General features: G+C 73.8%; 18 protein-coding genes. 13 read left to right on the top strand and 5 right to left on the bottom strand.

The window, feature by feature from the left end; translation table 11 throughout:
• Positions 1-135 precede the first annotated feature (135 nt).
• Positions 136-1,131, top strand: coding sequence for a tripartite tricarboxylate transporter substrate-binding protein (locus E2C05_RS16185; protein WP_133220684.1), 996 nt, complete (start codon positions 136-138; stop codon positions 1,129-1,131).
• Positions 1,132-1,300: 169 nt separating this feature from the next.
• Entirely contained in the window at positions 1,301-1,888 is a 588-nt protein-coding gene (locus tag E2C05_RS16180; RefSeq protein ID WP_158292164.1) for an HD domain-containing protein, read from the top strand.
• Positions 1,889-1,958: 70 nt separating this feature from the next.
• Here the strand turns inward: E2C05_RS16180 and E2C05_RS16175 are convergent, their stop codons facing one another.
• Positions 1,959-2,591, bottom strand: a complete 633-nt coding sequence (locus E2C05_RS16175; RefSeq protein WP_158292163.1) for a glutathione S-transferase family protein — start codon at positions 2,589-2,591, stop codon at positions 1,959-1,961.
• A 106-nt stretch (positions 2,592-2,697) separates the two neighbouring features.
• Between E2C05_RS16175 and E2C05_RS16170 the strand changes: the two genes are divergently transcribed.
• Positions 2,698-3,423 (top strand): SOS response-associated peptidase, encoded by a 726-nt coding sequence (locus E2C05_RS16170; protein ID WP_133220681.1) that lies wholly within the window; start codon positions 2,698-2,700, stop codon positions 3,421-3,423.
• A 211-nt stretch (positions 3,424-3,634) separates the two neighbouring features.
• Here the strand turns inward: E2C05_RS16170 and E2C05_RS16165 are convergent, their stop codons facing one another.
• The 4 genes from E2C05_RS16165 to E2C05_RS16150 form a co-directional block, all read right to left on the bottom strand.
• Complete coding sequence (locus tag E2C05_RS16165) at positions 3,635-4,285, bottom strand: DapH/DapD/GlmU-related protein (protein WP_133220680.1); 651 nt, start codon at positions 4,283-4,285, stop codon at positions 3,635-3,637.
• A complete protein-coding gene (locus E2C05_RS16160) occupies positions 4,285-5,712 on the bottom strand; it encodes a M20 family metallopeptidase (protein WP_133220679.1) in 1,428 nt (475 codons plus the stop codon). The genes E2C05_RS16165 and E2C05_RS16160 overlap by 1 nt, the downstream gene beginning before the upstream one ends.
• Positions 5,713-5,752: 40 nt before the next feature.
• On the bottom strand, positions 5,753-7,000 hold the full coding sequence (locus E2C05_RS16155) for a flavin-dependent oxidoreductase (RefSeq protein WP_240046759.1): 1,248 nt from the start codon (positions 6,998-7,000) through the stop codon (positions 5,753-5,755).
• Between the two features lie 156 nt (positions 7,001-7,156).
• Positions 7,157-8,122, bottom strand: a complete 966-nt coding sequence (locus E2C05_RS16150; protein WP_133220677.1) for a Bug family tripartite tricarboxylate transporter substrate binding protein — start codon at positions 8,120-8,122, stop codon at positions 7,157-7,159.
• A 152-nt stretch (positions 8,123-8,274) separates the two neighbouring features.
• Here E2C05_RS16150 and E2C05_RS16145 point away from each other — a divergent pair, with 152 nt between their 5' ends.
• The 10 genes from E2C05_RS16145 (at position 8,275) to cysG (ending at position 21,808) form a co-directional block, all read left to right on the top strand.
• On the top strand, positions 8,275-8,826 hold the full coding sequence (locus E2C05_RS16145) for an ANTAR domain-containing response regulator (RefSeq protein ID WP_240046760.1): 552 nt from the start codon (positions 8,275-8,277) through the stop codon (positions 8,824-8,826).
• A 234-nt stretch (positions 8,827-9,060) separates the two neighbouring features.
• Positions 9,061-10,188 (top strand): CmpA/NrtA family ABC transporter substrate-binding protein, encoded by a 1,128-nt coding sequence (locus E2C05_RS16140; RefSeq protein ID WP_133220676.1) that lies wholly within the window; start codon positions 9,061-9,063, stop codon positions 10,186-10,188.
• Positions 10,185-11,450, top strand: coding sequence for a CmpA/NrtA family ABC transporter substrate-binding protein (locus E2C05_RS16135; RefSeq protein WP_133220675.1), 1,266 nt, complete (start codon positions 10,185-10,187; stop codon positions 11,448-11,450). Before E2C05_RS16140 ends, E2C05_RS16135 begins: the two co-directional genes overlap by 4 nt.
• Before the next feature lie 16 nt (positions 11,451-11,466).
• Positions 11,467-12,330, top strand: a complete 864-nt coding sequence (gene ntrB / locus E2C05_RS16130) for a nitrate ABC transporter permease (RefSeq protein ID WP_133220674.1) — start codon at positions 11,467-11,469, stop codon at positions 12,328-12,330.
• Between the two features lie 3 nt (positions 12,331-12,333).
• Positions 12,334-13,137, top strand: coding sequence for an ABC transporter ATP-binding protein (locus E2C05_RS16125; protein WP_133220673.1), 804 nt, complete (start codon positions 12,334-12,336; stop codon positions 13,135-13,137).
• Positions 13,138-13,210: 73 nt separating this feature from the next.
• Positions 13,211-14,410: an NAD(P)/FAD-dependent oxidoreductase gene (locus E2C05_RS16120; RefSeq protein WP_133220672.1), complete on the top strand. Its 1,200-nt coding sequence runs from the start codon at positions 13,211-13,213 to the stop codon at positions 14,408-14,410.
• Positions 14,410-16,125, top strand: coding sequence for a NirA family protein (locus E2C05_RS16115; protein WP_133220671.1), 1,716 nt, complete (start codon positions 14,410-14,412; stop codon positions 16,123-16,125). Before E2C05_RS16120 ends, E2C05_RS16115 begins: the two co-directional genes overlap by 1 nt.
• Positions 16,122-17,681, top strand: coding sequence for a sulfite reductase subunit alpha (locus E2C05_RS16110; RefSeq protein WP_200305892.1), 1,560 nt, complete (start codon positions 16,122-16,124; stop codon positions 17,679-17,681). Before E2C05_RS16115 ends, E2C05_RS16110 begins: the two co-directional genes overlap by 4 nt.
• 1 nt (position 17,682) lies before the next feature.
• Positions 17,683-20,283, top strand: a complete 2,601-nt coding sequence (locus E2C05_RS16105) for a nitrate reductase (protein ID WP_133220670.1) — start codon at positions 17,683-17,685, stop codon at positions 20,281-20,283.
• A gap of 205 nt (positions 20,284-20,488) precedes the next feature.
• Positions 20,489-21,808, top strand: coding sequence for a siroheme synthase CysG (cysG, locus tag E2C05_RS16100; RefSeq protein ID WP_133220669.1), 1,320 nt, complete (start codon positions 20,489-20,491; stop codon positions 21,806-21,808).
• Positions 21,809-21,843 lie beyond the last annotated feature (35 nt).

Raw genomic sequence — 21,843 nt, 5'->3', positions numbered from 1 at the left:
CGGGCCTGTCGCGGCCGCGACGGCGCCGCCCCCGATCCTGTCCGGCGTCGATGCGCGGGCGTGCCGGCGCGCTTGCCCCCTCGGCGGGCCCGCCGCACACTCGGCGCAACGAAGCGGTCTGGAGGGACCCCGAGAATGCCGACGCAATCGCGGCCGCGCCGCCGCGCCCTGCTGGCGCTGGCCGGCGCCGCCCTGGCCGCCCCCGCCCTGGCCGCCCCCGCCCTGGCGCAGGGGCGCTATCCCAACCGCTCCGTCCGCGTGGTGAATGCCTACAGCCCGGGCGGGACGGCCGACGTGGTCTGCCGCATCGTCTTCGGGGCCCTGGCCGAGCGCATGGGCCAGGGCTTCGCGGTGGAGAACCGGCCGGGCGCCGCCGGGACGCTGGCCGCCCAGGCGGTCGCCCGCGCCACCGGCGACGGCTACACCCTGCTGTATGACGCGACGGCGCATTCGGTGAACCCGTCGCTGTTCGGCGCCCGCCTGCCCTACGACACGCGGCGGGAATTGCTGCCCATCTTCCTCACCATGGTCACGCCCAACACGCTGATGCGCTGGCCGCAATTCGAGGCCAAGACGGTGCCCGAGCTGATCGACCTGGCGAAGCGGATGCCGGGGAAGCTCGACTGTTCCTCCACCGGCATCGGCACGGTGCAGCATGTCTCGCTCGAGCTGTTCAACATGCTGGCCGGGGTGAAGATCAACCACATCGTCTACCGGGAGATCGCGGCGTCGCGGAACGACCTGACGACGGGGCGGGTGCCGCTGCAATTCAGCAACGTGCCCAGCACCCTGCCGCTGACCCAGGGCAACCAGGCGGTCTGCCTGGCGCATTGCGGGCCGCGGCCGATCGAGGTGCTGCCGGGCGTGCCGGCCATGGCGGAGTTCCTGCCGGGCTTCGAGACCTGGGAATGGAACGGCGTCTTCGCCCCGGCCGGCACGCCGCGGGAGATCCTGCAGCAGCTCAACGCGGAGCTGAACGCGGTGGTGCGCGACCCGGCGGTGCTGGCGAAGCTGACCGGCCTGGGCGCGCTGACGCGGGCCAACACGCTGGACGAGTTCGCCGCCTTCCGCGAGCAGCAGATCGCCTTCTTCGCCGACATGGTGAAGAAGGCCGATATCCGGATCGACTGAGCCGGATCCGGTGGCCGGGGCGGCGCTGGCCGCGCAGGCCCGGATCGCCTGGCGTGAGCCGCGCGACATCCGTGCGGGTTCGCGCCGCCCCCCATCCCACGCCGATGACCGGCGCGGCGGGCGCTGCGAAGCTCCGCCGCCGGATCGCCGAATGCGGAGCCTTCGCAGCATGACCCAGCCCTACAGCATCGACCGCGGCAGCAACTGGCGGCGCGAGGCGGTGCGCGCCTGGCTCTATGGCCTCGACCGCGTCTCGGCGCCGATGCAGGAGGCGATCGTGACGGCCTGGGTCAGCGCCTGGGCCTCCTCCTCCCATGAGCGGCTGGAGGACATGCCCTTCTCCCCCGGGACCGGCTTCTTCCCGCTGATGCAGCACGTGAACGAGGTGACGCGCGCCGGCCTGGACCTCGGCGCCCGTGCCGCCGAGGACTGGGGCCAGGCGCTGGACCCGGAGGTGCTGGTCCCCATCCTCATCCTGCACGATGTGGACAAGCCGCTGCTCTACCGACGGAACGGCGGCGGCGCCGTCCATACGGACCTGTACCACGAACTGCCGCATGGCGTGATCGGCGCCATGCTGCTGAAGGAGCTGGGCTTCGCCCATGCCGTGGTCAGCACGGTCGCCACCCATGCCACCAACGCGCCCTTCCATGGCCGCAACCCGGAAGCGCATGTGCTGCACTATGCCGACCTCTTCGCCGCCGACCACGCCTTCCGCGTGATGGGCGAGACGCCGCTGTATCTGCGCCACCGCTGAGGCGCGGCCCGCCCCGCATCCCGCGCCGGGACGCGGGGTGGGCCGCCCCGGCGCGGGACGCCCGCGGCCGCTAGGTCGGAATGGGCGGCGGGATGGTGGCCTGCACCGTCGGCCGCGACAGCATGCGGTCCAGATAGGCCGACAGCGCCGGCAGCTCCTTCAGCAGCGCCCCGCTCTCCGGCGCCCTGGACAGGTAGACCAGGTTCGGCACCAGGAAGACATCGGCCAGGCTGAACGCATCCCCCGCCAGGAAGCCGGTGGCCGCCACCGCCTGGTCCAGCATCCGCAGCTGGTCCTGCATCTTCGGGATGGCGGGGTCGATCACCGCGCGGTTCGGGCTGCCGTCGGGGGTGCCGGGGAAGAAATAGCCCATCAGGTACTGCCGCACGCAGACCGGCTCGACGACCGTGTTGACGATCGACGCCCATTGCTCGACCAGCGCGGCCTTGGCGGTGTCGGCGGGGATCAGCCTCGGCCCGTCGAAGGCGGCGTCGATATAGCCGCAGATCGCCCGGCTCTCCCCCAGCGTCACCGCGCCATGGCGCATGGCGGGCACCTTGCCGGTCGGGTTGATCGCCTTGACCTCCGGCGCATGCGGCATGAGCGGCAGGAGGCTGTGGGGCACGCCCTTCTCCGCCGCCGCCAGGCGGCAGGCCCAGACGAAATTGCTCTGCGGAATGCCCAGGATCTCAAGCTCGGCCACGGTGGTCCCTCCCGTCCCGCGGCGCCGGGGATCGGCGCCGCTGCCCCCATGACGCGCGGCCCCGCCCCGGATCGACATCGGCCCCGCGCATCCCCATCATCCCCGGATGTGCGGACGCTATTTCCAGCAGCGCGGCCCGGCCGCGGTGGCCCGGTATTTCGAGACGGTGAACCCCCTGCCCAACTTCGCGGCCAGCTGGAATCGCGCGCCCACCCAGGACGCGCTGGTGGTGCGACGGCATCCGGAAACCGGGCTGCGCCACCTGGACCCGCTGCGCTGGGGGCTGGTGCCGCGCTGGGCCAAGGACCCGTCCGGCGCGGCGAAGATGATCAATGCGCGATCCGAGAGCATCGCGGAGAAGCCGGCCTTCCGCGAGGCCTTCCGCAAGCGCCGCTGCATCGTCACGGCCGACGGCTTCTACGAATGGCGCACCGAGGGCAAGTCCAAGCAGCCCTTCGCCGTGGCGCTGGCCGATGGCGCGCCCATGGCGCTGGCCGGGCTGTGGGAGGGCTGGCGCGCGCCGGACGGGACCATCCTGCGCACCTGCACCATCGTCACCACCGATGCCAACGACAAGCTGGCGGCGATGCATCACCGCATGCCGGTGATCCTGCCGCGGGAAGCCTGGGACCGCTGGCTGGGCGAGGCGCCGGCCGAGGCGGAGGAGTTGCTCGGCCTGCTGCGCCCCTGCCCCGAGGCGATGGTGGCGGCTTGGCCGGTGACCCCGCGCGTGAACAAGGTGGCGGAGAACGATGCCGGGCTGCTGGCCCGCGACCCGCTGGCGGTGGTGCCGGACGGGCTCGACGACCCGCCGCCGGAATTCGCCGAGTAGCGCCGCCTTCGAGGAGGGCGCTGCCCTCCGCGAGCTCCACCCGCCAGGGGTCAGGCGCCCCCTGGACCGGCCCGGGTCATCGCCTGGAGGCAGGCCCCGCCGGGGCCTTCCCCCCGGCGATCAACCCGGACGGCGGTCGGCGCCGGTCCGTTCCCCGGCGGGAGAGGGTTCGGGAGAGGACAGGGGCACCCCATGACGATGCGTCGCATCGTCATGGCGGCCCCGCAGCGCCCCGCCCGGGATCCCAGCGCGCGCAGAAGGCCGCGACATCGTCCGACTGGAACGCGGCCAGCCGGTCCATGATGGTCTCGAAGGGCCAGTCCCACCAGGCGATGCGCAGCAGGCGGTCCGCGATGCCCGGCGGGAAGCGGTCGCGGATCGGCCGCGCCGGCACGCCGCCCACCACCGCATAGGGCGCGACGTCGCGCGAGACGACCGCGCCCGCCGCCAGCACCGCGCCGCTGCCCACCGTGACGCCGGCCAGCACCGTCACCCCATGGCCGATCCAGACATCATGCCCGATGGTCACCCGCGCGGCGCGCCGGCGCTCGAAGAAGGCATGGTCGCGGGTCTGCGCCGCATCGTAGTATTCCGGGCAATAGGTGAAGCGGTGCTGCGCCGGCCGCTCCATCGGGTGATCGGGCGGGCCGATCCGCACATCGGTGGCGATGGCGCAGAATTTCCCGATCGTCGCATCCGCCACGCTGCACCGGCGGCCGAGATAGCTGCCGTCGCCCAGCGTGGCGTATTCCAGGGCGCAGCCGGCCAGCACCTCGCAGCGCCGGCCGATCGCCACATCCCGCAGCCGGACCGAAGGATCCACGAAGGTTTCGGCCAGCTTCGGTCGCGGGGCGTCCGGCATCAGGCCGCTGTCTTCGACATGTCGAAGGGCGGCTGCACGTCGGGCGACAGCACGGGCTCGTAGGGGTTGTCCTTCGTCCGCTCCGCCAGGTCGGCCTTGGCGGCGGCGACCAGGCCGGGGTCCAGCAGGCAGTCCACCGCCGTGCCGGCCATCACCTTCGCCACATGGATCATCCCCTTGTGCGCCGCCGGCAGCTTGCCCTGCGCCGTCAGCTGCCAGGAATGGCCGGGCGTGCCGATGGCATAGGTCGCGCCGCGCGCCTGCACCGTCGGCACCACCCAGGACACGTCGCCCACATCGGTGCTGCCGACCATGGGCGCGCCCTTGACCTCCAGCGGGACGATCACGTCGCACAGCGGCACGCCCTTGCGCACCGGCAGGCCCATCTTGCGCCAGGCGGTGCTGATGTCCTCGTCGGACAGCGTCGCCTGGAACTCCGCGGCGCGGGCGCGGTCCAGGTCGTCGAAGGGCGGCGGGCCCAGCCGGTCCAGGTTGTTCTGCATCGCGCGCTCGAGCGGCGTGTTGCCCAGCAGGTTGGACACGCCGGAGACCACCTTGGCCTCCACCTTCGTCTCGGTCATCAGCGCGGCGCCATCGGCGATCTTGCGCACGCGCGTGATCAGCGCGCGCAGCTCCACCAGGTCCCGCGCCCGGATCAGGTAGCGCACCTTGGCGGTCGGCTGCACAACGTTGGGGGCGACGCCGCCGGCATCCAGATAGGCGTAGTGGATGCGCGCGTCGCTCGGCATGTGCTCGCGCATGTAGTTCACGCCGACATTCATCAGCTCGACCGCATCCAGCGCGCTGCGGCCGAGATGCGGCGCGGCGGCGGCATGGCTGGCGCGGCCGGTGAAGCTGAAGTCGATGCGGGTATTCGCCAGGCTCACCGGCTCGTTCACCGCGCAGAAGGCCGCCGGGTGCCAGGAGATGGCGATGTCGACGTCCTTGAAGGCGCCGTCGCGCACCATGAAGCCCTTGGCGGCGCCGCCTTCCTCGGCCGGGCAGCCATAGTAGCGCACGCGGCCCGGCAGGTTGTTGGCGGCCAGCCAGTCCTTCACCGCCGCGGCGGCGAGCAGGGAGGCGGAGCCGAGCAGGTTGTGGCCGCAGCCATGGCCGAAGCCGGGGCCGGGCAGCGGCTTCGGCTCGGCGACGCCGGCCTCCTGGCTCAGCCCCGGCAGGGCATCGTATTCGCCGAGGATGGCGATGACCGGCCCGCCCTCCCCCGCCTCGCCCATCACCGCGGTCGGGATGCCGGCGACCTTCTCGGTCACCCGGAAGCCCTGCTGCCGCAGCATCTCCGTGTGCTCGGCGCAGGACCGGGTCTCGGTATAGGCCAGTTCCGGCATGCCCCAGACGCGGTCGGACAGGTCCTGGAAGGGGTCCCGCTTGGCATCGACCAGGCGCCAGATCTCCTCGGTGTTCCGCATCGCTCGTCCTTCCGTCTCAGCCCGTGTCTCAGCCCGCGCCTCAGCCCCTGTGGGCCTGCAGCGTCGCCAGGTCGTAGCCCGCGACGCGCTTGTAGCCGCCGGTGATGGCCAGCATCTCCTCCCGCGACATCACCTCCTCGATCCGGCCGAAGGGCCGGTCGCTGGTGCGCAGGAACACCTCCCGCAGGATCGCATCCGGCGGGTTGGTCCGGTTGGTCAGCACCACCTGGGTGGTGGCGGGCAGGCGCACGGCCTCATAGGCCCGCAGCGCCGCCTCCGCATCCTCCCCGTGCCGCGCCAGCAGGTCGGCCAGGCAGCGCGCGTCGAGGATGGACTGGCCGGCGCCGTTCGACCCGCGCGGCACCATCGGGTGCGCCGCATCGCCCAGCAGCGTGACGCGGCCGAAGGTCCAGCGCGGCAACGGGTCCTGGTCCACCATGGGGAATTCCAGCACCACCTCGCTGGCGCGCAGCATCGCCGGCACGTCCAGCCAGTCGAAGGCCCAGTCGCGCACCCAGGGCAGGATATCCTCGACCTCGCCGGGCCGGTTCCAGTCGCGGCGGGACCGGTGGGTCTCGGTCTCCACCTCGAACACCCAGTTCAGCAGCTGGGTGCCGTCCGCATGGTCGCGGATCGGGTACAGCACCATCTTGCCGGTCTTCAGCCAGCCGGCGCGCGTCATGGCGGCACCGCCGAGGAAGGGCGGCCAGCGCGTCACCCCGCGCCACATGTTGTAGCCGGTGTATTTCGGCTCGCCCTCGGCCGGGTAGAGCTGCCGGCGCAGCGCCGAATGGATGCCGTCGGCGCCGATCGCCACGCTGCCGCGCAGCGGCGGCGGCATGGCGCCGCCCCGCCCCGGCGTGAACACCACGGTCACGCCCTGCTCGTCCTGCTCCACCCGCGCGACCCGGTGGTCGAGCCGCACCGCGCCCTCCCCCAGCCTCTCCCGCACCGCCGCCAGCAGCGCGCCATGCAGGTCGGCGCGGTGCAGCGACAGCTGCGGGTGGTCGTAGCCGGCGGCGCGGCCCAGCGGCTCGGCATGCACATGCTGGCCGAAGCGGTTGAAGAAGCGCGCCTCCGCCGGCGCGACGCCCAGGCGCTGCAATTCCTCCGCCAGCCCCAGCCGGGCGAGCTCCGCCGCGGCATGCGGCAGGATGTTCACCCCGACGCCCAGCGGCCGGATCTCCGCCGCCGCCTCCAGCACCGTGCAGGGGATGCCCTGGCGATGCAGGCAGAGGGCGAGGGTCAGGCCGCCGATGCCGCCGCCGATCACCAGGATGCCCGCCACCGCCCGCTCCCTCCGCCGCGCGGGGCCATGCCAGGTCGGCGGTCGCCCGCGCCGCATGCCCCGGTCCCTTGGTCGCGGGGCAGCGGCGCATGGCCGGACGAGGCCATCCGGGCATGCCCTGCCCCGGCGCCATCGGAAGGCCGGCGCCGCGCCGCGTCAATCCGCCCGGATGCGGGCGGCCGCCACCACCTCCCGCATGGCCGTCACCTCGGCCGCCAGGAAGGCGGCGAAGCGGTCGGGCGGCAGCGGCGCCGGGATGGCGCCCTCGGCCGCCAGGTAGCGGCCGAAGCCCGGCTCCCCCAGCGCTTCCGCGGCGGCGGCGTTCAGGGCGGCCCGCAGGGCGGGCGGCAGGCCGCGCGGGGCGAACAGGCCCCACCAGATGCCGGACTCGTAGGGGATGCCGGCGGCGCGCACCGTGGGCGCCGCCGGCGTCCCGTCCGGCCGCTCCTCGCCCGTATAGGCGATGATCCGCAGCAGCCCGCCACGGATCTGCCCGGCGGCGCTGGCGATGGTGGTGAACATCAGGTCCACCCGCCCCGCCACCAGGTCGGTCAGCGCCCCGGCCGTGCCGCGATAGGGCACGTGCTGCAGCCGCGTGCCGGCGCGCAGGTTGAACAATTCCGTGGCGATATGCGTGGTGCTGCCGGGGCCGGAGCTGGCGTAGTGCAGGCTGCCCGGCCGGGCGCGGTCCGCCGCCACCAGCGCGGCGATGCCATCGAGCGGCGAGGCGGGCGGCGTCAGCACCACCAGCGGCGCCCGGGCCAGCAGCGCCACCGCCTCCAGCTCCCGCACCGGGTCGAAGCCCGTCCCCTGCACCGGGCCGATGGCGGCGACGGAGGAGGTGGTGAGCAGCAGCGTGTGCCCGTCCGACGGCGCCTGCGCCACCAGGCCAACACCCACGGCGCTGCCGGCGCCGGGCCGGTTCTCGACGACGAAGGGCTGGCCGAAGCGGCCCTGCAGCCGTTCGGCCAGCGGCCGGGCGATGGCGTCGTTGGACCCGCCGGGCGTGAAGGGCACCACGATGCGCACCGGGCGGGCAGGCCAGCCCTCCTGCTGGGCAGCGGCGGGGCCGGCGGCGAGGCCGGCGGCCAGCAGCGCGCGGCGGCCAAGGCAGTGCGGCATCGCGTTTCCCGTCGCCTTCCCCTGGGCGGGATGCTGCCGCGAAGGGGGCAGCGCGTCCACCACCGTATCGCGGCATGATCCGTGCCATGGCCGGGACACGGGCCGGGGGCGGCCCGGGCGCGCCAGGGGGCCGGACACTGCGAGTCTTGCTTGTGGACAGCGACAGCGACCGCGCCGCGGCCGTCGAGGCCGGGCTGACCGCGGCCGGCTGCCTGGTGGTGGGCGTGGCAACCGGGACGACGGAGCTGACGCGCGCCGTCCGCGACAGCGGCGCGGAGGTGATCGTCTGCGGCCTCGACGATCCCTCCCGCGACGAGCTGGAGGGCATGCGCGCCCTGCACCGGGACGAGCCGCGGCCGGTGGTGCTGTTCGCCGAGAAGGCGGAGCCGGAGCAGATCGAGGCGGCGCTGGAAGCCGGCGTCGCCGCCTATGTGGTGGAGGGGATGGCCCCGTCCCGCGTGCGGCCGGTGATCGAGGTGGCGATCCGCCGCTTCCGTGCCCATCAGGCCCTGCGGCAGGAGCTGGCGGCGGCGAAGCAGGACCTGGAGGAGCGGCGGCTGGTCGACCGCGCCAAGGCGGTGCTGATGCAGACGCATAAGCTGACCGAGCCCGAGGCCTATCGGCGGCTGCGGCGGATGGCGATGGACCGCGGACAGCGGCTGGCGGCCATCGCCAGCGAGGTTCTGCACAAAAACAGTGCATAAAGCCCGATCAATCGCCATTATTTCGCGCGCACCACCATATCTGCACGCAAATCGCTCATTGCCCTTGACATAGGCAGCAGGCTTCGGGTTTCTTGACGGGGCGCGAGGACCCGCAACGGCGCGGGTCCCCGGTTCCCCCGAAGCCTGGCTTCGGCCACCGGCAGCGCCCCACCCCATGCGGTCCAATGGCGGCCCGCACTGACACCCCTTCCGGGGTGCCGGAGGTCCGCCCGCATGCCGTCCGAGACCGTGGATCCCGAATCCCCGCCGGCCCGTGCCGTGTCGCGCCGCCCGGCGCTGCGCACCCTCCGCCTCGGCTTCCTCCAGCTCACCGATGCCGCGCCGCTTCTGGTGGCCGAGGAGCTCGGGCTGTTCGACGGCGTCGGGCTGCGGGTCAGCCTCTCGGCCGAGACCGCCTGGGCGGCGGTGCGGGACAAGCTGGCCTTCGGCGCGCTGGATGCCGCGCAGCTGCTGGGGCCGATGCCCATCGCCCTCGCCGCCGGGCTGGATGGGGTGAAGGCGCAGGTCACGGTCGGCGCCGGGCTGGGCGCCAACGGCAATACCCTGACGCTCTCCCGGCCGCTGGCCGAGGAGATCGGCCGCTTCCCCCGGCCGCTGCCCGCCGCCAGCTTCGCCGCCGCCGCCCGCCGCCGCGCCGATGCCGGCCGGCCGGTGACGCTGGCGGTGGTCTTCCCCTATTCCTCGCACAACTACCTGCTGCGCTGGTGGCTGGCCTCCGGGGGGCTCGACCCCGACCGCGACCTGCGGCTGGTGACGGTGCCGCCGCCGCTCTGCGCCCGGCGCCTGGCCGATGGCGCCATCGACGGCTTCTGCGCCGGGGAGCCCTGGGGCAGCCACGCGGCGTCCCTCGGCATCGGCACCATCGCGCTGTCCTCCGGCGACATCTGGCCGAACCATCCGGAGAAGGTGCTGGCCTTCGCCGCCGGCTATGCGCTGCAGGACCCCGAGAGCGCCACCGCCTGCACCGCCGCCGTCATCGCCGCCACGCGCTGGCTGGACGCGCCGGAGAACACGCGGGAGGCGGTGGCGATCCTCCGCCGCCGGCTCTTCCCCGCGCTCGATGCCGCCGAGGTCGCGGCCGCCTTCGACGGCACGGCGGAAGGCATCCCGCAGGCCGCGCCCATGCGCTTCCGCACGGCGACGCTGCCGCGGCGCGACCAGGCGGCCTGGTGGCTGCGGCAGATGCGCCGCTGGGGCCACCTGCCCGCCGGCATCGCGGACAGCACCGCCCTCGCCCCCTGGCGCCAGGACATCTGGCGGGCCGCCGCCGCCCGCCTGCGGGAGGTCGAGCCCCCCGCCCCCAGCCCACCCCCAGCCGACCTGCCGGAGACGACCCGATGAGCCTCACCCGCCGCAACGCCATCGCGGCCACCGCCGCGCTGCTGGCCGCCGCCCGCGCCGCCACCCCGCGCGGCGCCTTCGCCCAAGGGACCACCACGCCGGAGGTGCGCAAGGCCACGCTCGGCTACATCGCGCTGACGGACAGCGCGCCGGTCATCATCGCCAAGGAGAAGGGCTTCTTCGCCAAGCACGGCATGCCGGATGTCGAGGTGAACAAGCAGGCGAGCTGGGGCGCGACGCGCGACAACCTGGTGCTCGGCGGGGAGCGGGGCGGCATCGACGGGGCGCATATCCTGACGCCGATGCCCTACCTGATGACCGCCGGCCGGGTGACGCAGAACAACCAGCCGGTGGCGATGGTGATCACCGCCCGGCTCAACACCAACGGCCAGGCGATCTCGGTCGCCGAGAAGCACAAGGCGCTGGGCACCAGGCTGGATGCCGGCGCCCTGAAGCGGGCGATGAATGCCGAGAGCAAATTCGCCATGACCTTCCGCGGCGGCACCCACGACATGTGGATCCGCTACTGGCTGGCCGCCGGCGGGATCGACCCGGACCGGGAGGTGCAGACCATCGTCGTCCCGCCGCCGCAGATGGTGGCGAACATGCGCGTCGGCACCATGGACGCCTTCTGCGTCGGCGAGCCCTGGAATGCCCAGCTGGTCTCCCAGAACCTCGGCTACACCGCGCTGGTGACCGGGGAGCTGTGGAAGGACCACCCGGAGAAATCCTTCGCCCTGCGCGCCGACTTCGCCGAGAAGCACCCGCGCGCGGCCGAGGCCCTGACGGCGGCGGTGATCGAGGCGCAGCGCTGGTGCGACGTGCCGGCGAACAAGGAGGAGATGTGCAACATCATCGGCCGCCGCGCCTATCTGGGCGTGGCGACCGCCGACATCCTCGGCCGGATGCGGGGCGAGGTGAACTACGGCGACGGCCGCAGCACCACCAACTACGACATCACCATGAAGTTCTGGCGCGACCATGCCAGCTACCCCTTCCACAGCCACGACCTCTGGTTCCTGACCGAGAACATCCGCTGGGGCATCATGCCGGCGGAGACCGACACGCGCGGCCTGATCGCACAGGTGAACCGGGAAGGCATCTGGCGCGCCGCCGCCGCCCGCGCCGGCGTGCCGAACGGGGAGACGCCGTCCGGCACCAGCCGCGGGCCGGAGACCTTCTTCGACGGCAAGGTCTTCGACCCCGCCAACCCGGCGGCCTACCTCGCCAGCCTGGCCATCAAGCGTTCGCCCGGTACCTGAGCAGGGGCACCCGACCATGACGATGATCTCGACGAAGCCGGTGGCGGCGACCGCCCCGGCCTCCACCCCCCTGCCGGCGGCGCTGCCGCGCCCCTCCCGCCTCGCGCCCGTCGTCGCGCGCGTGGTCCCGCCGCTGCTGATCACCCTGGCCCTGGCCGGGCTGTGGGAATGGCTGGCCAGCGGCCCGGGCGCGACGCTGCCGCCGCCCTCGACCGTGTGGCAGGAAGCCAATGAGCTGATCCTCAGCCCCTTCTACGACCGCGGCGGGCTGGACAAGGGCCTGGGCTGGCATCTGCTCGCCAGCCTGCAGCGCGTCGCACTCGGCTTCGCGCTGGCGGGCATCGTCGGCATCGCGCTCGGCCTGCTGGTCGGCACCTCGGCCTTCGCGATGCGCGGGCTCGACCCGCTGTTCCAGGTGCTGCGCACCGTGCCGCCGCTGGCCTGGCTGCCGCTGAGCCTGGCGGCGTTCCGGGAAGCGCAGCCCAGCGCCATCTTCGTGATCTTCATCACCGCCATCTGGCCCGTCATCATCAACACCGCGGTCGGCGTCCGCAACGTGCCGCAGGACTACCGCAACGTCGCCGCCGTCATCCGGCTGCGCGGCCCGGCCTATTTCTGGAAGATCGTGCTGCCGGCCGCGGCGCCCTACATCTTCACCGGGCTGCGCATCGGCATCGGCCTGTCCTGGCTGGCGATCGTCGCCGCCGAGATGCTGATCGGCGGCGTCGGCATCGGCTTCTTCGTCTGGGATGCCTGGAACAGCTCCCGCCTGCCCGACATCATCGTCGCCCTCGTCTATGTCGGCCTGGTCGGCTTCGCGCTGGACCGCCTCGTCGCCCTCGCCGGGCGCATCGCCACCCGCGGCACGCAGGAGAGCTGAGCCATGCAGCCGAAGGACCGCTTCCTCGACATCTCCCGCCTGTCCATCCAGTTCCCGCGCAGCCCGGTGCCGGTGCTGCGGGACGTGGACCTGCAGATCGCCCGCGGGGAATACGTTGCCGTCATCGGGCATTCCGGCTGCGGCAAGTCCACCCTGCTGAACGTCGTCGCCGGCCTGCTGCCCGCGACCGCCGGCGGCGTGGTGCTGGAGGGGAAGGAGATCGACGGCCCCGGCCCCGACCGCGCCGTGGTCTTCCAGAACCACAGCCTGCTGCCCTGGCTGACCTGCTACGAGAACATCAAGCTGGCGGTGGACCAGACGGTCGGCCGCAAGATGGCACGGGCCGAGCGGCATGACTGGGTGATGGAGAACCTCGCCCTGGTCCACATGACCGCGGCGAAGGACAAGCGCCCGGGCGAGATCTCCGGCGGCATGAAGCAGCGCATCGGCATCGCCCGGGCGCTGTCGATGCGGCCCAAGGTGCTGCTGCTGGACGAGCCCTTCGGCGCGCTGGACGCGCTGACCCGGGCGCACCTCCAGGACCAGGTGATGGAGATCCACGCCAAGCGCGGCACCACCGTCATCATGATCACGCATGACGTGGACGAGGCGGTGCTGCTGTCGGACCGGATCGTCATGCTGACCAACGGGCCGAACGCCACGGTGGGGGAGGTGCTGGCGGTGAACCTGCCGCGACCGCGCGACCGGCTGGCGCTGGCCGCCGACCCGGTCTTCGTCGCGGCGCGCACGGCGGTGCTGGAATTCCTGCATCACCGGCATGCCAACCCGGCGCTCGCCGCAGCCTGAGCAGGCTTCCGACGCAAGCCTGCTCAGGACCATCGCAACGCAAACCCCGAGGGGTTTGCCTGGGGACAGCACCATGCGCATCCTTGTCGTGGGGGCCGGGCCGGCGGGGACACGCTGTGCCGCCCGGGTGGCCGAACGCGTGCGCGGCGCCAGCGTCACCCTGGCCGGCGCCGAGCCCACCTTGCCCTATGACCGCGTCGCCCTGTCGAAGCTGCTGGCGGGGGAGGCGCGGGCCGAGGACCTGATCACCCACAGGCTGGCGGCGCTGCGCGACCTCGGCATCGCCTATCGCCCGGGGATCGCCATCGCGGCACTGGACCGCGCGGCCGGGGAGGCGGTGACGGCGCGCGGGGACCGGCTGGCCTATGACCGGCTGGTGCTGGCGCTGGGCTCCGCCGCCATCCGCCTGCCCCTGCCGGGCGCCGGCCTGCCCGGCGTGGTGCTGTACCGCGACATGGCGGATGTCCGCGCCATGCTGCGGGCCGCGCAGGACCGCGGCCGCGCCGTCGTCATCGGCGGTGGGCTGCTGGGGCTGGAGGCCGCGGTGGGCCTGGCCGCCCGCGGCATGCGGGTGACGGTGGTGCATGCGGTGGACTGGCCGATGGAGCGGCAGCTCGACGCGATGGCGGGCGGGCTGCTGGCGACGCGGCTCGGCACCCGCGGCATCCGCTTCGCCATGCCGGCCAGCAGCATGGCGGTGGAGGGCACGGAGCGCGCGACCGGGGTGCGGCTCTCGGATGGCAGCGTGCTGCCGGCGGACCTCGTGGTGATGGCGGTCGGCATCCGGCCGCAAGCGGCCCTGGCGCGGGAGGCCGGGCTGCCGGTGAACCGCGGCATCCTGGTCGATGACGCGATGCGCACCGCGGACCCGGCGATCTACGCCGTCGGCGAATGCGCCGAGCATCGCGGCCGCTGCGTCGGGCTGGTGGCGCCGGCGCTGGAACAGGCGGAGGTCGCGGCGCGTGCCATCGCCGGCGAGGCGGCGGCATGGGCGCCGCGCGCCGATGCGGCGGCGCTGAAGGTCTCCGGCACCGCGGTCTGGTCGGCCGGCGACATCGCGGACAGCGCGGCCGAGAGCATCGTCCTGCGCGACGAGGCCGAGGAGCGCTACCGCCGCCTGCTGCTGCGGGACGGCAGGCTGGTCGGCGCCGTGCTGTATGGCGACACGGCGGATGCCGGCTTCTACCTCGACCTCATCACCACCCGGCGGCCGGTCGCCGGGTTGCGGCCGCTGCTGGCCTTCGGGCCGGCCTTTGCGCGGGAGGCAGCGTGATGCCCCAGGACGGTTTCAGCGCGGAACAGCAGGAATACCTGAAAGGCTTCATGGCCGGGGTGGAGGCGCGCCGCGGCGCCCTGCGCCCGGCCGGCGCCGGCGAGGGCGGCGCCCCGCCCGATGCGCTGCGCGCCGCGCAGGACCGCGTGCTGGCCGCAGGCGGCAAGCTCGTCCCGCAGGAACAGGCGAAGCGGGAGAGGCATCCGCTGGACCGCTGGGACGAACTGGTCTCGCGCGCCGCCGAGGGCCGCTTCCCCAAGCCGATCGACGACTTCATCGGCCGCTACCACGGGCTGTTCTATGTCGGCCCGGCGCAGGATGCCTTCATGTGCCGGCTGCGCATCCCGGGCGGGATCCTCTCTGCCTGGCAGCTGCGCGGCATCGCCGCCATCGCGGAAGACTGCGCCGGCGGATACGCGGACGTCACCACCCGCGCCAACCTGCAGTTCCGGGAGATCCCGGCGGGGATGGGGCCGGAGGTGGTGATGCGCCTCGGCGATCTGGGCCTGCTGCCGCGCGGCACCGGCGCCGACAACATCCGCAACATCACGGCCAGCCCGACCGCGGGCATCGACCCGGCGGAGCTGATCGACACGCGGCCGATCGTCCGGGCGCTGCACCACCACATCCTCAACACCCGCGACCTGTTCGGCCTGCCGCGCAAGTTCAACATTTCCCTGAGCGGCGGCGGCATGGTGGAGGTGCTGCAGGAAACCAACGACATCTCCCTGACGGCGGGCCATACCGCGGACGGCCTGCGCTTCGCCCTGACCCTCGGCGGCATCACCGGCCACCGCGACTTCGCCCGCGAAACGGGCGTGGTGGTGGCGCCGGCCGATGTGGTGCCGGTCTGCGACGCCATCCTGCGCGTCTTCATCGCCGAGGGCTGCCGCACCGACCGCGCCAAGGCCCGGCTGAAATACGTGCTGGACCGCATGGGTGTGGACGGCTTCCTCGCGGCGGTGGAGCAGCGCCTGGGCCGCCCGCTGGAGCGCGCCGCCTGGACCGCGCCGCCGCCGCCCGCCAAGCACGGCCATGTCGGCGTCCACGCCCAGGCGCAGCCGGGCCTGCGCTGGATCGGCGTCACCACCCCGGTCGGCCGGCTGACCGCGGCGCGGCTGCGCGGCCTGGCCGAGATCGCCGAGCGCTTCGGCAGCGGCACGCTGCGCCTGACGGTCTGGCAGAACCTGCTGGTCAGCGACATCCCGGCGGCCCGCGTGGCGGAGGCGCAGGCCGCCATCGCCGCGCTCGGCCTGGGCTGGGCGGCGAGCGCGATCCGCGGCGGGCTGGTCGCCTGCACCGGCAATGCCGGCTGCAAATTCGCCGCCAGCAACACCAAGCGCCATGCCGCGGAGCTGGCGGACTGGCTGGAGCCGCGCATCACCCTCGATGCGCCGATCAACATCCACCTGACCGGCTGCCACCATTCCTGCGCGCAGCACTATGTCGCGGATATCGGCCTGCTCGGCGCCAAGGTCGAGCAGGGCGAGGACATGGTCGAGGGCTACGACCTGCATGTCGGCGGCGGCGCCGGGCCGGAGCAGAAGATCGGCCGGCTGGTCCGCCGGGTGACGGCGGAGGAGCTTGGCCCCGCCGTGCTGGCGCTGCTGCAGGCCTGGCAGCGCGGCCGCGATGCCGGCGAGAGCTTTTCCAAGTGGTCCGCGCGGCAGCCCGAGGCGGCGCTGGCGGAACTCGGCGTGCTGGAGGACGCATGAACGCCATCTCCCCAATGCCGTCCCCTTGGGGCGCCGCCTTCCCCGGCGCCGCGCCCGTGCCGCTGATCCCGGAGAGCGCGCCCTTCTCCCCGGCGCAGCGCGCCTGGCTGAACGGCTTCCTCGCCGGGCTGTATGGCGGCGCGGCGGATGGCGCGCCGGCCAATGCCTCCGCTGCCCCGCCGCCACCGGGGGAGGAGGAGTTCCCGTGGCACGACCCGGCGCTGGAGCTGGAGGAAAGGCTGGCGCTGGCCGAGGGCAAGCCGAAGCCACGGCGGCTGATGGCGGCCATGGCGCAGCTCGATTGCGGCCAGTGCGGCTATGTCTGCCAGACCTATGCCGAGGCGCTGGCGAGCGGCGCTGAGACCAGCGCGTCGCTCTGCGTCCCCGGCGGCAAGCCGACCAGCAAGGCGCTGAAGGCGCTGCTGGCCGAAGCGGCGACCCTGGCGGCGCCGGCGCCCGCCGCGGCGCCGAAGCCGGCCGGCCCGGTGGGGGAGGCGATCGGCTTCCTCGCCGCCACGCGCCTCACCGGCGCGGACTCGGCCAAGGATGTCCGGCATGTGGTGCTGGACCTCGCCGGCAGCGGCCTGGCCTACCAGGCCGGCGATTCGGTCGGGGTCATCGTGGAGAACGACCCGGCGCTGGTGGAGGCGGTCATGGCCACGCTGGGCGCCGACGACTCGCTGCGGCCCGTGCTGGCGCAGGAGAAGGACATCGCCCGCCCGCTGGACCGCACCACGGACCTGCTGGCCGGCGCGGCGAAGGACCCGCGCGAGGCGGCGATGCTGCGCAAGCTGTCGGATGGCGACGACGATGCCGAGCCGAAGGAGGCCGACCTGCTGGACCTGCTGCAGGCCTTCCCCTCGGCCCGGCCGCCCATCGCCGACCTGGTGGCGTCGCTGCCCGCCCTGAAGCCGCGGCTCTACTCCATCGCGTCCTCGCCCCTGGCGGCGCCGGGGAAGGTGGAGCTCTGCGTCGGCGTGGTGCGGGCGACGCGGCGCGGGCGCGTCAGGGACGGCGTCGCCTCCTGCCACCTCGCCTTCCGCGCCAGCCCCGACCTGCCGCTGCGCGCCTATATCCAGCCCAGCCATTTCCGCCTGCCGGAGAACCCGGCGACGCCGGTCATCATGGTCGGGCCGGGCACCGGCATCGCCCCCTTCCGCGCCTTCCTGCAGCAGCGGGAGGCGACGGGGGCGAAGGGCCGCAACTGGCTGTTCTTCGGCGACCAGCGCAGCGCGACGGATTTCCTCTTCGGGCAAGAGATCGCGGGCTGGCAGCAGACCGGCCTGCTCACCCGCCTCTCCCTGGCCTGGTCGCGCGACACCGCCCGGAAGGTCTATGTGCAGGACCGGATGCGGGAGGAGAGCGCGGAGCTCTGGCGCTGGCTGCAGGACGGCGCGCATTTCTATGTTTGCGGCGATGCCAGCCGCATGGCGAAGGATGTGGACACCGCGCTGCGGCAGGTGGCGATGCAGCAGGGCGGCATGAATGCCGACCAGGCGCGGGACTGGATCGTGGCCCTGGCCCGCCAGCACCGCTACCAGCGCGACGTGTACTGACATGAATGCGGTTCGCACGACCTGCCCCTATTGCGGCGTCGGCTGCGGCGTGCTGGCGACGCCGGAAGGCGCGGTGCGCGGCGACCCGGCGCATCCCGCCAACCAGGGCCGGCTCTGCAGCAAGGGCACCGCGCTGGGGGAGACGCTGGACCTGCCCGGCCGCCTGCTGCATCCGGAAGTGGACGGCAAGCGCGCCAGCTGGGATGCGGCGCTGGACGCGGTGGCCGAAGGCTTCCGCCGCGCGCTGGCGGAGCATGGGCCGGAGGGCATCGCGCTCTACGTCTCCGGCCAATTGCTGACCGAGGACTACTACGCCGCCAACAAGCTGGCGAAAGGCTTCCTCGGCACCGGGAACATCGACAGCAATTCGCGCCTCTGCATGGCCTCCGCCGTCGCCGGCCATCGCCGCGCCTTCGGCGAGGATCTCGTCCCGGGCGTGTACGAGGACCTGGAGCTTGCGGACCTGGTGGTGCTGGTCGGCAGCAACCTCGCCTGGTGTCACCCGGTGCTGTTCCAGCGGCTGATGGCGGCCAAGGCGGCGCGGCCCGCGATGCGCATCGTGGTGGTGGACCCGCGCCGCACCGCCACCTGCGAGGGCGCGGACCTGCACCTGCCCATCGCGCCCGGCGGCGATGTCGCGCTGTTCAACGCCCTGCTGCGCCACCTGCATGCGCGCGGCCATCGCAGCGATGCGCCCGGCCTCGACGCGGCGCTGGCGGCGGCGCCGGGGGAGACCGGCCTCGACCCCGTTGCGCTCGCCACCTTCCTCGACTGGTTCGCTGGCACTCCGCGCACCGTCACGCTGTTCAGCCAGGGGGCCAACCAGTCCTCGGCCGGGACGGACAAGGCGAATGCCATCATCAACTGCCACCTGTTGAGCGGTCGCATCGGCCTGCCCGGCGCCGGCCCCTTCAGCATCACCGGCCAGCCCAATGCCATGGGTGGGCGGGAGGTGGGCGCGCTGGCCAATATGCTGGCCGGGCATCTCGACTGGTCGCGGCCCGAGGAAGTGGCGGCGCTGCGGGAATTCTGGTCGGCGCCGGCCATCGCGCCCGGCCCCGGCCTGAAGGCGGTGGACCTGTTCCGCGTCGCGGCGGAAGGGCGCATCGGCGCGCTCTGGGTCATGGCGACCAATCCCGCCGTCTCCATGCCGGATGTCGACAGCGTGCGGGCGGCGCTGCGTCGCCTGCCCTGCCTGGTCGCCTCCGACGTGACGCGCGAGTCCGACACCATGGACCTCGCCCGCATCCGCCTGCCGGCGCTGGGCTGGGGCGAGAAGGACGGCACCGTCACCAATTCCGAGCGCGTCATCAGCCGCCAGCGCGGCTTCCGCCCCTGGCCGGGGGAGGCGCGGCCGGACTGGTGGATCGTCTCGCAGGTCGCGCGGCGCCTGGGCTGGGGCGATTCCTTCGCCTGGGCCGGGCCAGCCGACATCTTCCGCGAGCATGCGGCGGTGACCGGCCTCGCCCGGCCGGCGGAGCGCGTCTTCGACATCTCCGGCCTCGCCGGCCTGTCGGATGCGGAGTACGCCGCCCTGGCGCCGACGCGCTGGCCGGTGGCGCGGCGCGGCGCGCAGGGCGGCCGCCTGGCGCCCGCCGCGCGCTTCGTCGCCACGCCCTTCCGCCCGCCGGCGCATGAGATCAGCACGGACTACCCGCTGCGCCTGCTGACCGGGCGGCTGCGCGACCAGTGGCACACCATGACCCGTACCGGCCCGGTGCCGCGCCTGATGGCGCATTGGCCGGAACCGACCGTGACGCTGCACCCCGAAGGCGCGCCGCCGGAAGGCAGCCTGGCCCGCATCGAAAGCCGCTGGGGCCAGGCCGTGCTGCGGGTGCGGCATGATCCCGGCCAGGCGCCGGGCACTGGCTTCGTGCCCATGCACTGGACCGACCGCTTCGCCCCGCCCGCCCGGGTGAATGCCGCGGTGAACCCGGCGGTGGACCCGGTCAGCGGCCAGCCGGAACTGAAGCACACGCCGGTGCGCGTCACGCCCGTCGCCATGGCCTGGCACGGCTTCGTCCTGGCCCGCCGCGCCCTCGGGACGGACCTCGCTGCCTGGTCCGCCCTGCTGCCGGCGGCCGAGGGCGTCTGGCGGCACGAATTGGCCGGCGTGGACGCCCCGGCCGCGGCCTTCGCCGGGCTGCGCGCCCTGGTCGCGGAACCCGACGCCGCCTGGGTGCTGCTGGAAGATCCGGCCGCCGGGCTGCACCGCGCCGCGCTGCTGCGGGACGGGCGCCTGCTGGCGGTGGTCTTCCTCGGCCCGGACCATGCCCTGCCGGCGCGGGACTGGCTGGTCTCGCTGTTTGCCGGGGACGCCATCGGCAGCGCCGCCCGCCGCTGCCTGCTGGCCGGCGCCCCGGCGGAGGGGCCCGCCCCCTCCCCCACCATCTGCGTCTGCCATGGCGTCTCCGCCGCCGCCATCCTGGGCTGCGGCGGCACAAGCGTGGCGGCGGTGGGGGAGGCCACGCGGGCCGGCACCGGCTGCGGGTCTTGCCGGCCGGAAATCGCCGCCCTGCTGGACAGCGCGCCGCCCGCCGCCCATATCCCGAAGGACGGCAGCGGTTCACGCCAGGAATACGCAGCCACACTCGTGGATTAGAGCAGATCCCGATCAGGTGGACTGACCTGATCGGGCGAAGATGCTCCTCGAGTCAAAAAACTGGAGCGGTTGCCGCGCGCCACGGCGAACGGACACCGCTCTGGAGCGGAGCGCGAAGCCGCTCGACACTTCATGGTCCGGAACGGCCTGCGCGCTCCCCCCGGGTGCGCAGGCCGCGTCAGGGACCGGCCCGCCGGGACGCCGCATGCAGCATTTCCCCATCTTCCTCGACCTCAGGGGCCGCATCGCCCTGGTGCTCGGCACCGGGGAGGTCGCGGCGCGCAAGGCCGAGCCCCTGCGCCAGGCCGGCGCCGAGATCCGCCTCGCCGCCCGCTTCGACCCGGCGCTGCTGGAAGGCTGCGCCATCGCGATCGGCGCCGATGCCGAATTGCCGGATCTCGAAGCCCTGGCGGAGGCCTGCCGCGCCCGCGGCATTCCGGTGAACGTGGTGGACAAGCCGGCGCTCTGCACCGCGCTGATGCCCGCCATCATCGACCGGGACCCGATGACCATCGCGGTCTCGACCGGCGGCGCCGCGCCGGTCCTCGCCCGGCAGGTGCGGCAGCGTATCGAGGCGGCGGTGCCGCCCGCCATCGGCCGCGTCGCGGCGCTGGCCGAGCGGTGCAAGGCGCTGGTGCGCCGCCGCCTGCCGGATCTCGTCGCCCGCCGCCGCTTCCTGGATGCCGCGCTGACCGGACCGGCCGCCGACCTCGCCATGGCCGGCCGCGATGCCGAGGCCGATGCCGCCCTCGCCCGCGCGCTGGACGCGGCCGATGCCGCGCCGCCGGGCATCGTCCACCTGGTCGGCGCCGGCCCGGGCGCCGGCGACCTGCTGACGCTGCGCGCCCTGCGGCTGCTGGGGGAGGCCGATGTCATCGTGCATGACCGCCTCGGCACCGAGGAGGTGCTGGACCTGGCCCGCCGCGATGCGGAGCGCATCTTCGTCGGCAAGTCCCGCGCCAACCACTGCCTGAGGCAGGAGGAGATCAACGCCCTGCTGGTCCGCCTGGCGCGGGAGGGCAAGCGCGTGGTGCGCCTCAAGGGCGGCGACCCGCTGGTCTTCGGCCGCGGCGGGGAGGAAGCCGAGGCGCTGGCGGCAGCCGGCATCGCCTGCGAGGTGGTCCCCGGCGTCACCGCCGCGCTGGCCTGCGCCGCCGGCGCCGGCATCCCGCTGACGCACCGGGAGGCGGCGCGGGCCGTCACCTTCGTCACCGGCCACCGGCGCGACGGGCGGGTGGATGTCTCCGGCCTGGTCGTGCCGGGGCAGACGCTGGCGATCTACATGGGCATCACCATGCTGCGGGAGATCCGCGACGGGCTGGTGGCGCAGGGGATGGACCCGCGCATCCCCGCCGCGGTGGTGGAACGCGGCGGCACGTCGCGCCAGCGCGTGCTGCGCGGCACGCTGGAGGAGGTGGCGGCGACCGCCCAGGCCTGGGTCGAAGGCGGGCCGGCGCTGCTGCTGGTGGGCGAGGCGGTGGGACGCGGCACGCCCGCCTGGGCCGCGCTGCCCCTGGCGGCCTGAGCGGCCGAGCCACCGCCGCGCCCGGGCGGATCGCG

The sequence above is a fragment of the Paracraurococcus ruber genome, from assembly GCF_004353985.1.
In the GTDB taxonomy this organism is placed as follows: Bacteria; Pseudomonadota; Alphaproteobacteria; order Acetobacterales; family Acetobacteraceae; genus Paracraurococcus; species Paracraurococcus ruber.
Note: the sequence above shows the minus strand (reverse complement) of the source record. Positions and strands in the feature narration are given on the sequence as shown.

Bases quoted from the DNA above. Each gene is read 5' to 3' on its own strand.
- E2C05_RS16170 (WP_133220681.1), top strand. From the start codon at position 2,698: ATGTGCGGACGCTATTTCCAGCAGCGCGGCCCGGCCGCGGTGGCCCGG.
- E2C05_RS16180 (WP_158292164.1), top strand. From the start codon at position 1,301: ATGACCCAGCCCTACAGCATCGACCGCGGCAGCAACTGGCGGCGCGAG.
- E2C05_RS16185 (WP_133220684.1), top strand. From the start codon at position 136: ATGCCGACGCAATCGCGGCCGCGCCGCCGCGCCCTGCTGGCGCTGGCC.
- E2C05_RS16150 (WP_133220677.1), bottom strand. From the start codon at position 8,122: ATGCCGCACTGCCTTGGCCGCCGCGCGCTGCTGGCCGCCGGCCTCGCC.
- E2C05_RS16135 (WP_133220675.1), top strand. From the start codon at position 10,185: ATGAGCCTCACCCGCCGCAACGCCATCGCGGCCACCGCCGCGCTGCTG.
- E2C05_RS16160 (WP_133220679.1), bottom strand. From the start codon at position 5,712: ATGCGGAACACCGAGGAGATCTGGCGCCTGGTCGATGCCAAGCGGGAC.
- E2C05_RS16165 (WP_133220680.1), bottom strand. From the start codon at position 4,285: ATGCCGGACGCCCCGCGACCGAAGCTGGCCGAAACCTTCGTGGATCCT.
- E2C05_RS16125 (WP_133220673.1), top strand. From the start codon at position 12,334: ATGCAGCCGAAGGACCGCTTCCTCGACATCTCCCGCCTGTCCATCCAG.
- ntrB (WP_133220674.1), top strand. From the start codon at position 11,467: ATGACGATGATCTCGACGAAGCCGGTGGCGGCGACCGCCCCGGCCTCC.
- E2C05_RS16105 (WP_133220670.1), top strand. From the start codon at position 17,683: ATGAATGCGGTTCGCACGACCTGCCCCTATTGCGGCGTCGGCTGCGGC.
- E2C05_RS16120 (WP_133220672.1), top strand. From the start codon at position 13,211: ATGCGCATCCTTGTCGTGGGGGCCGGGCCGGCGGGGACACGCTGTGCC.
- E2C05_RS16140 (WP_133220676.1), top strand. From the start codon at position 9,061: ATGCCGTCCGAGACCGTGGATCCCGAATCCCCGCCGGCCCGTGCCGTG.
- E2C05_RS16110 (WP_200305892.1), top strand. From the start codon at position 16,122: ATGAACGCCATCTCCCCAATGCCGTCCCCTTGGGGCGCCGCCTTCCCC.
- E2C05_RS16115 (WP_133220671.1), top strand. From the start codon at position 14,410: ATGCCCCAGGACGGTTTCAGCGCGGAACAGCAGGAATACCTGAAAGGC.
- cysG (WP_133220669.1), top strand. From the start codon at position 20,489: ATGCAGCATTTCCCCATCTTCCTCGACCTCAGGGGCCGCATCGCCCTG.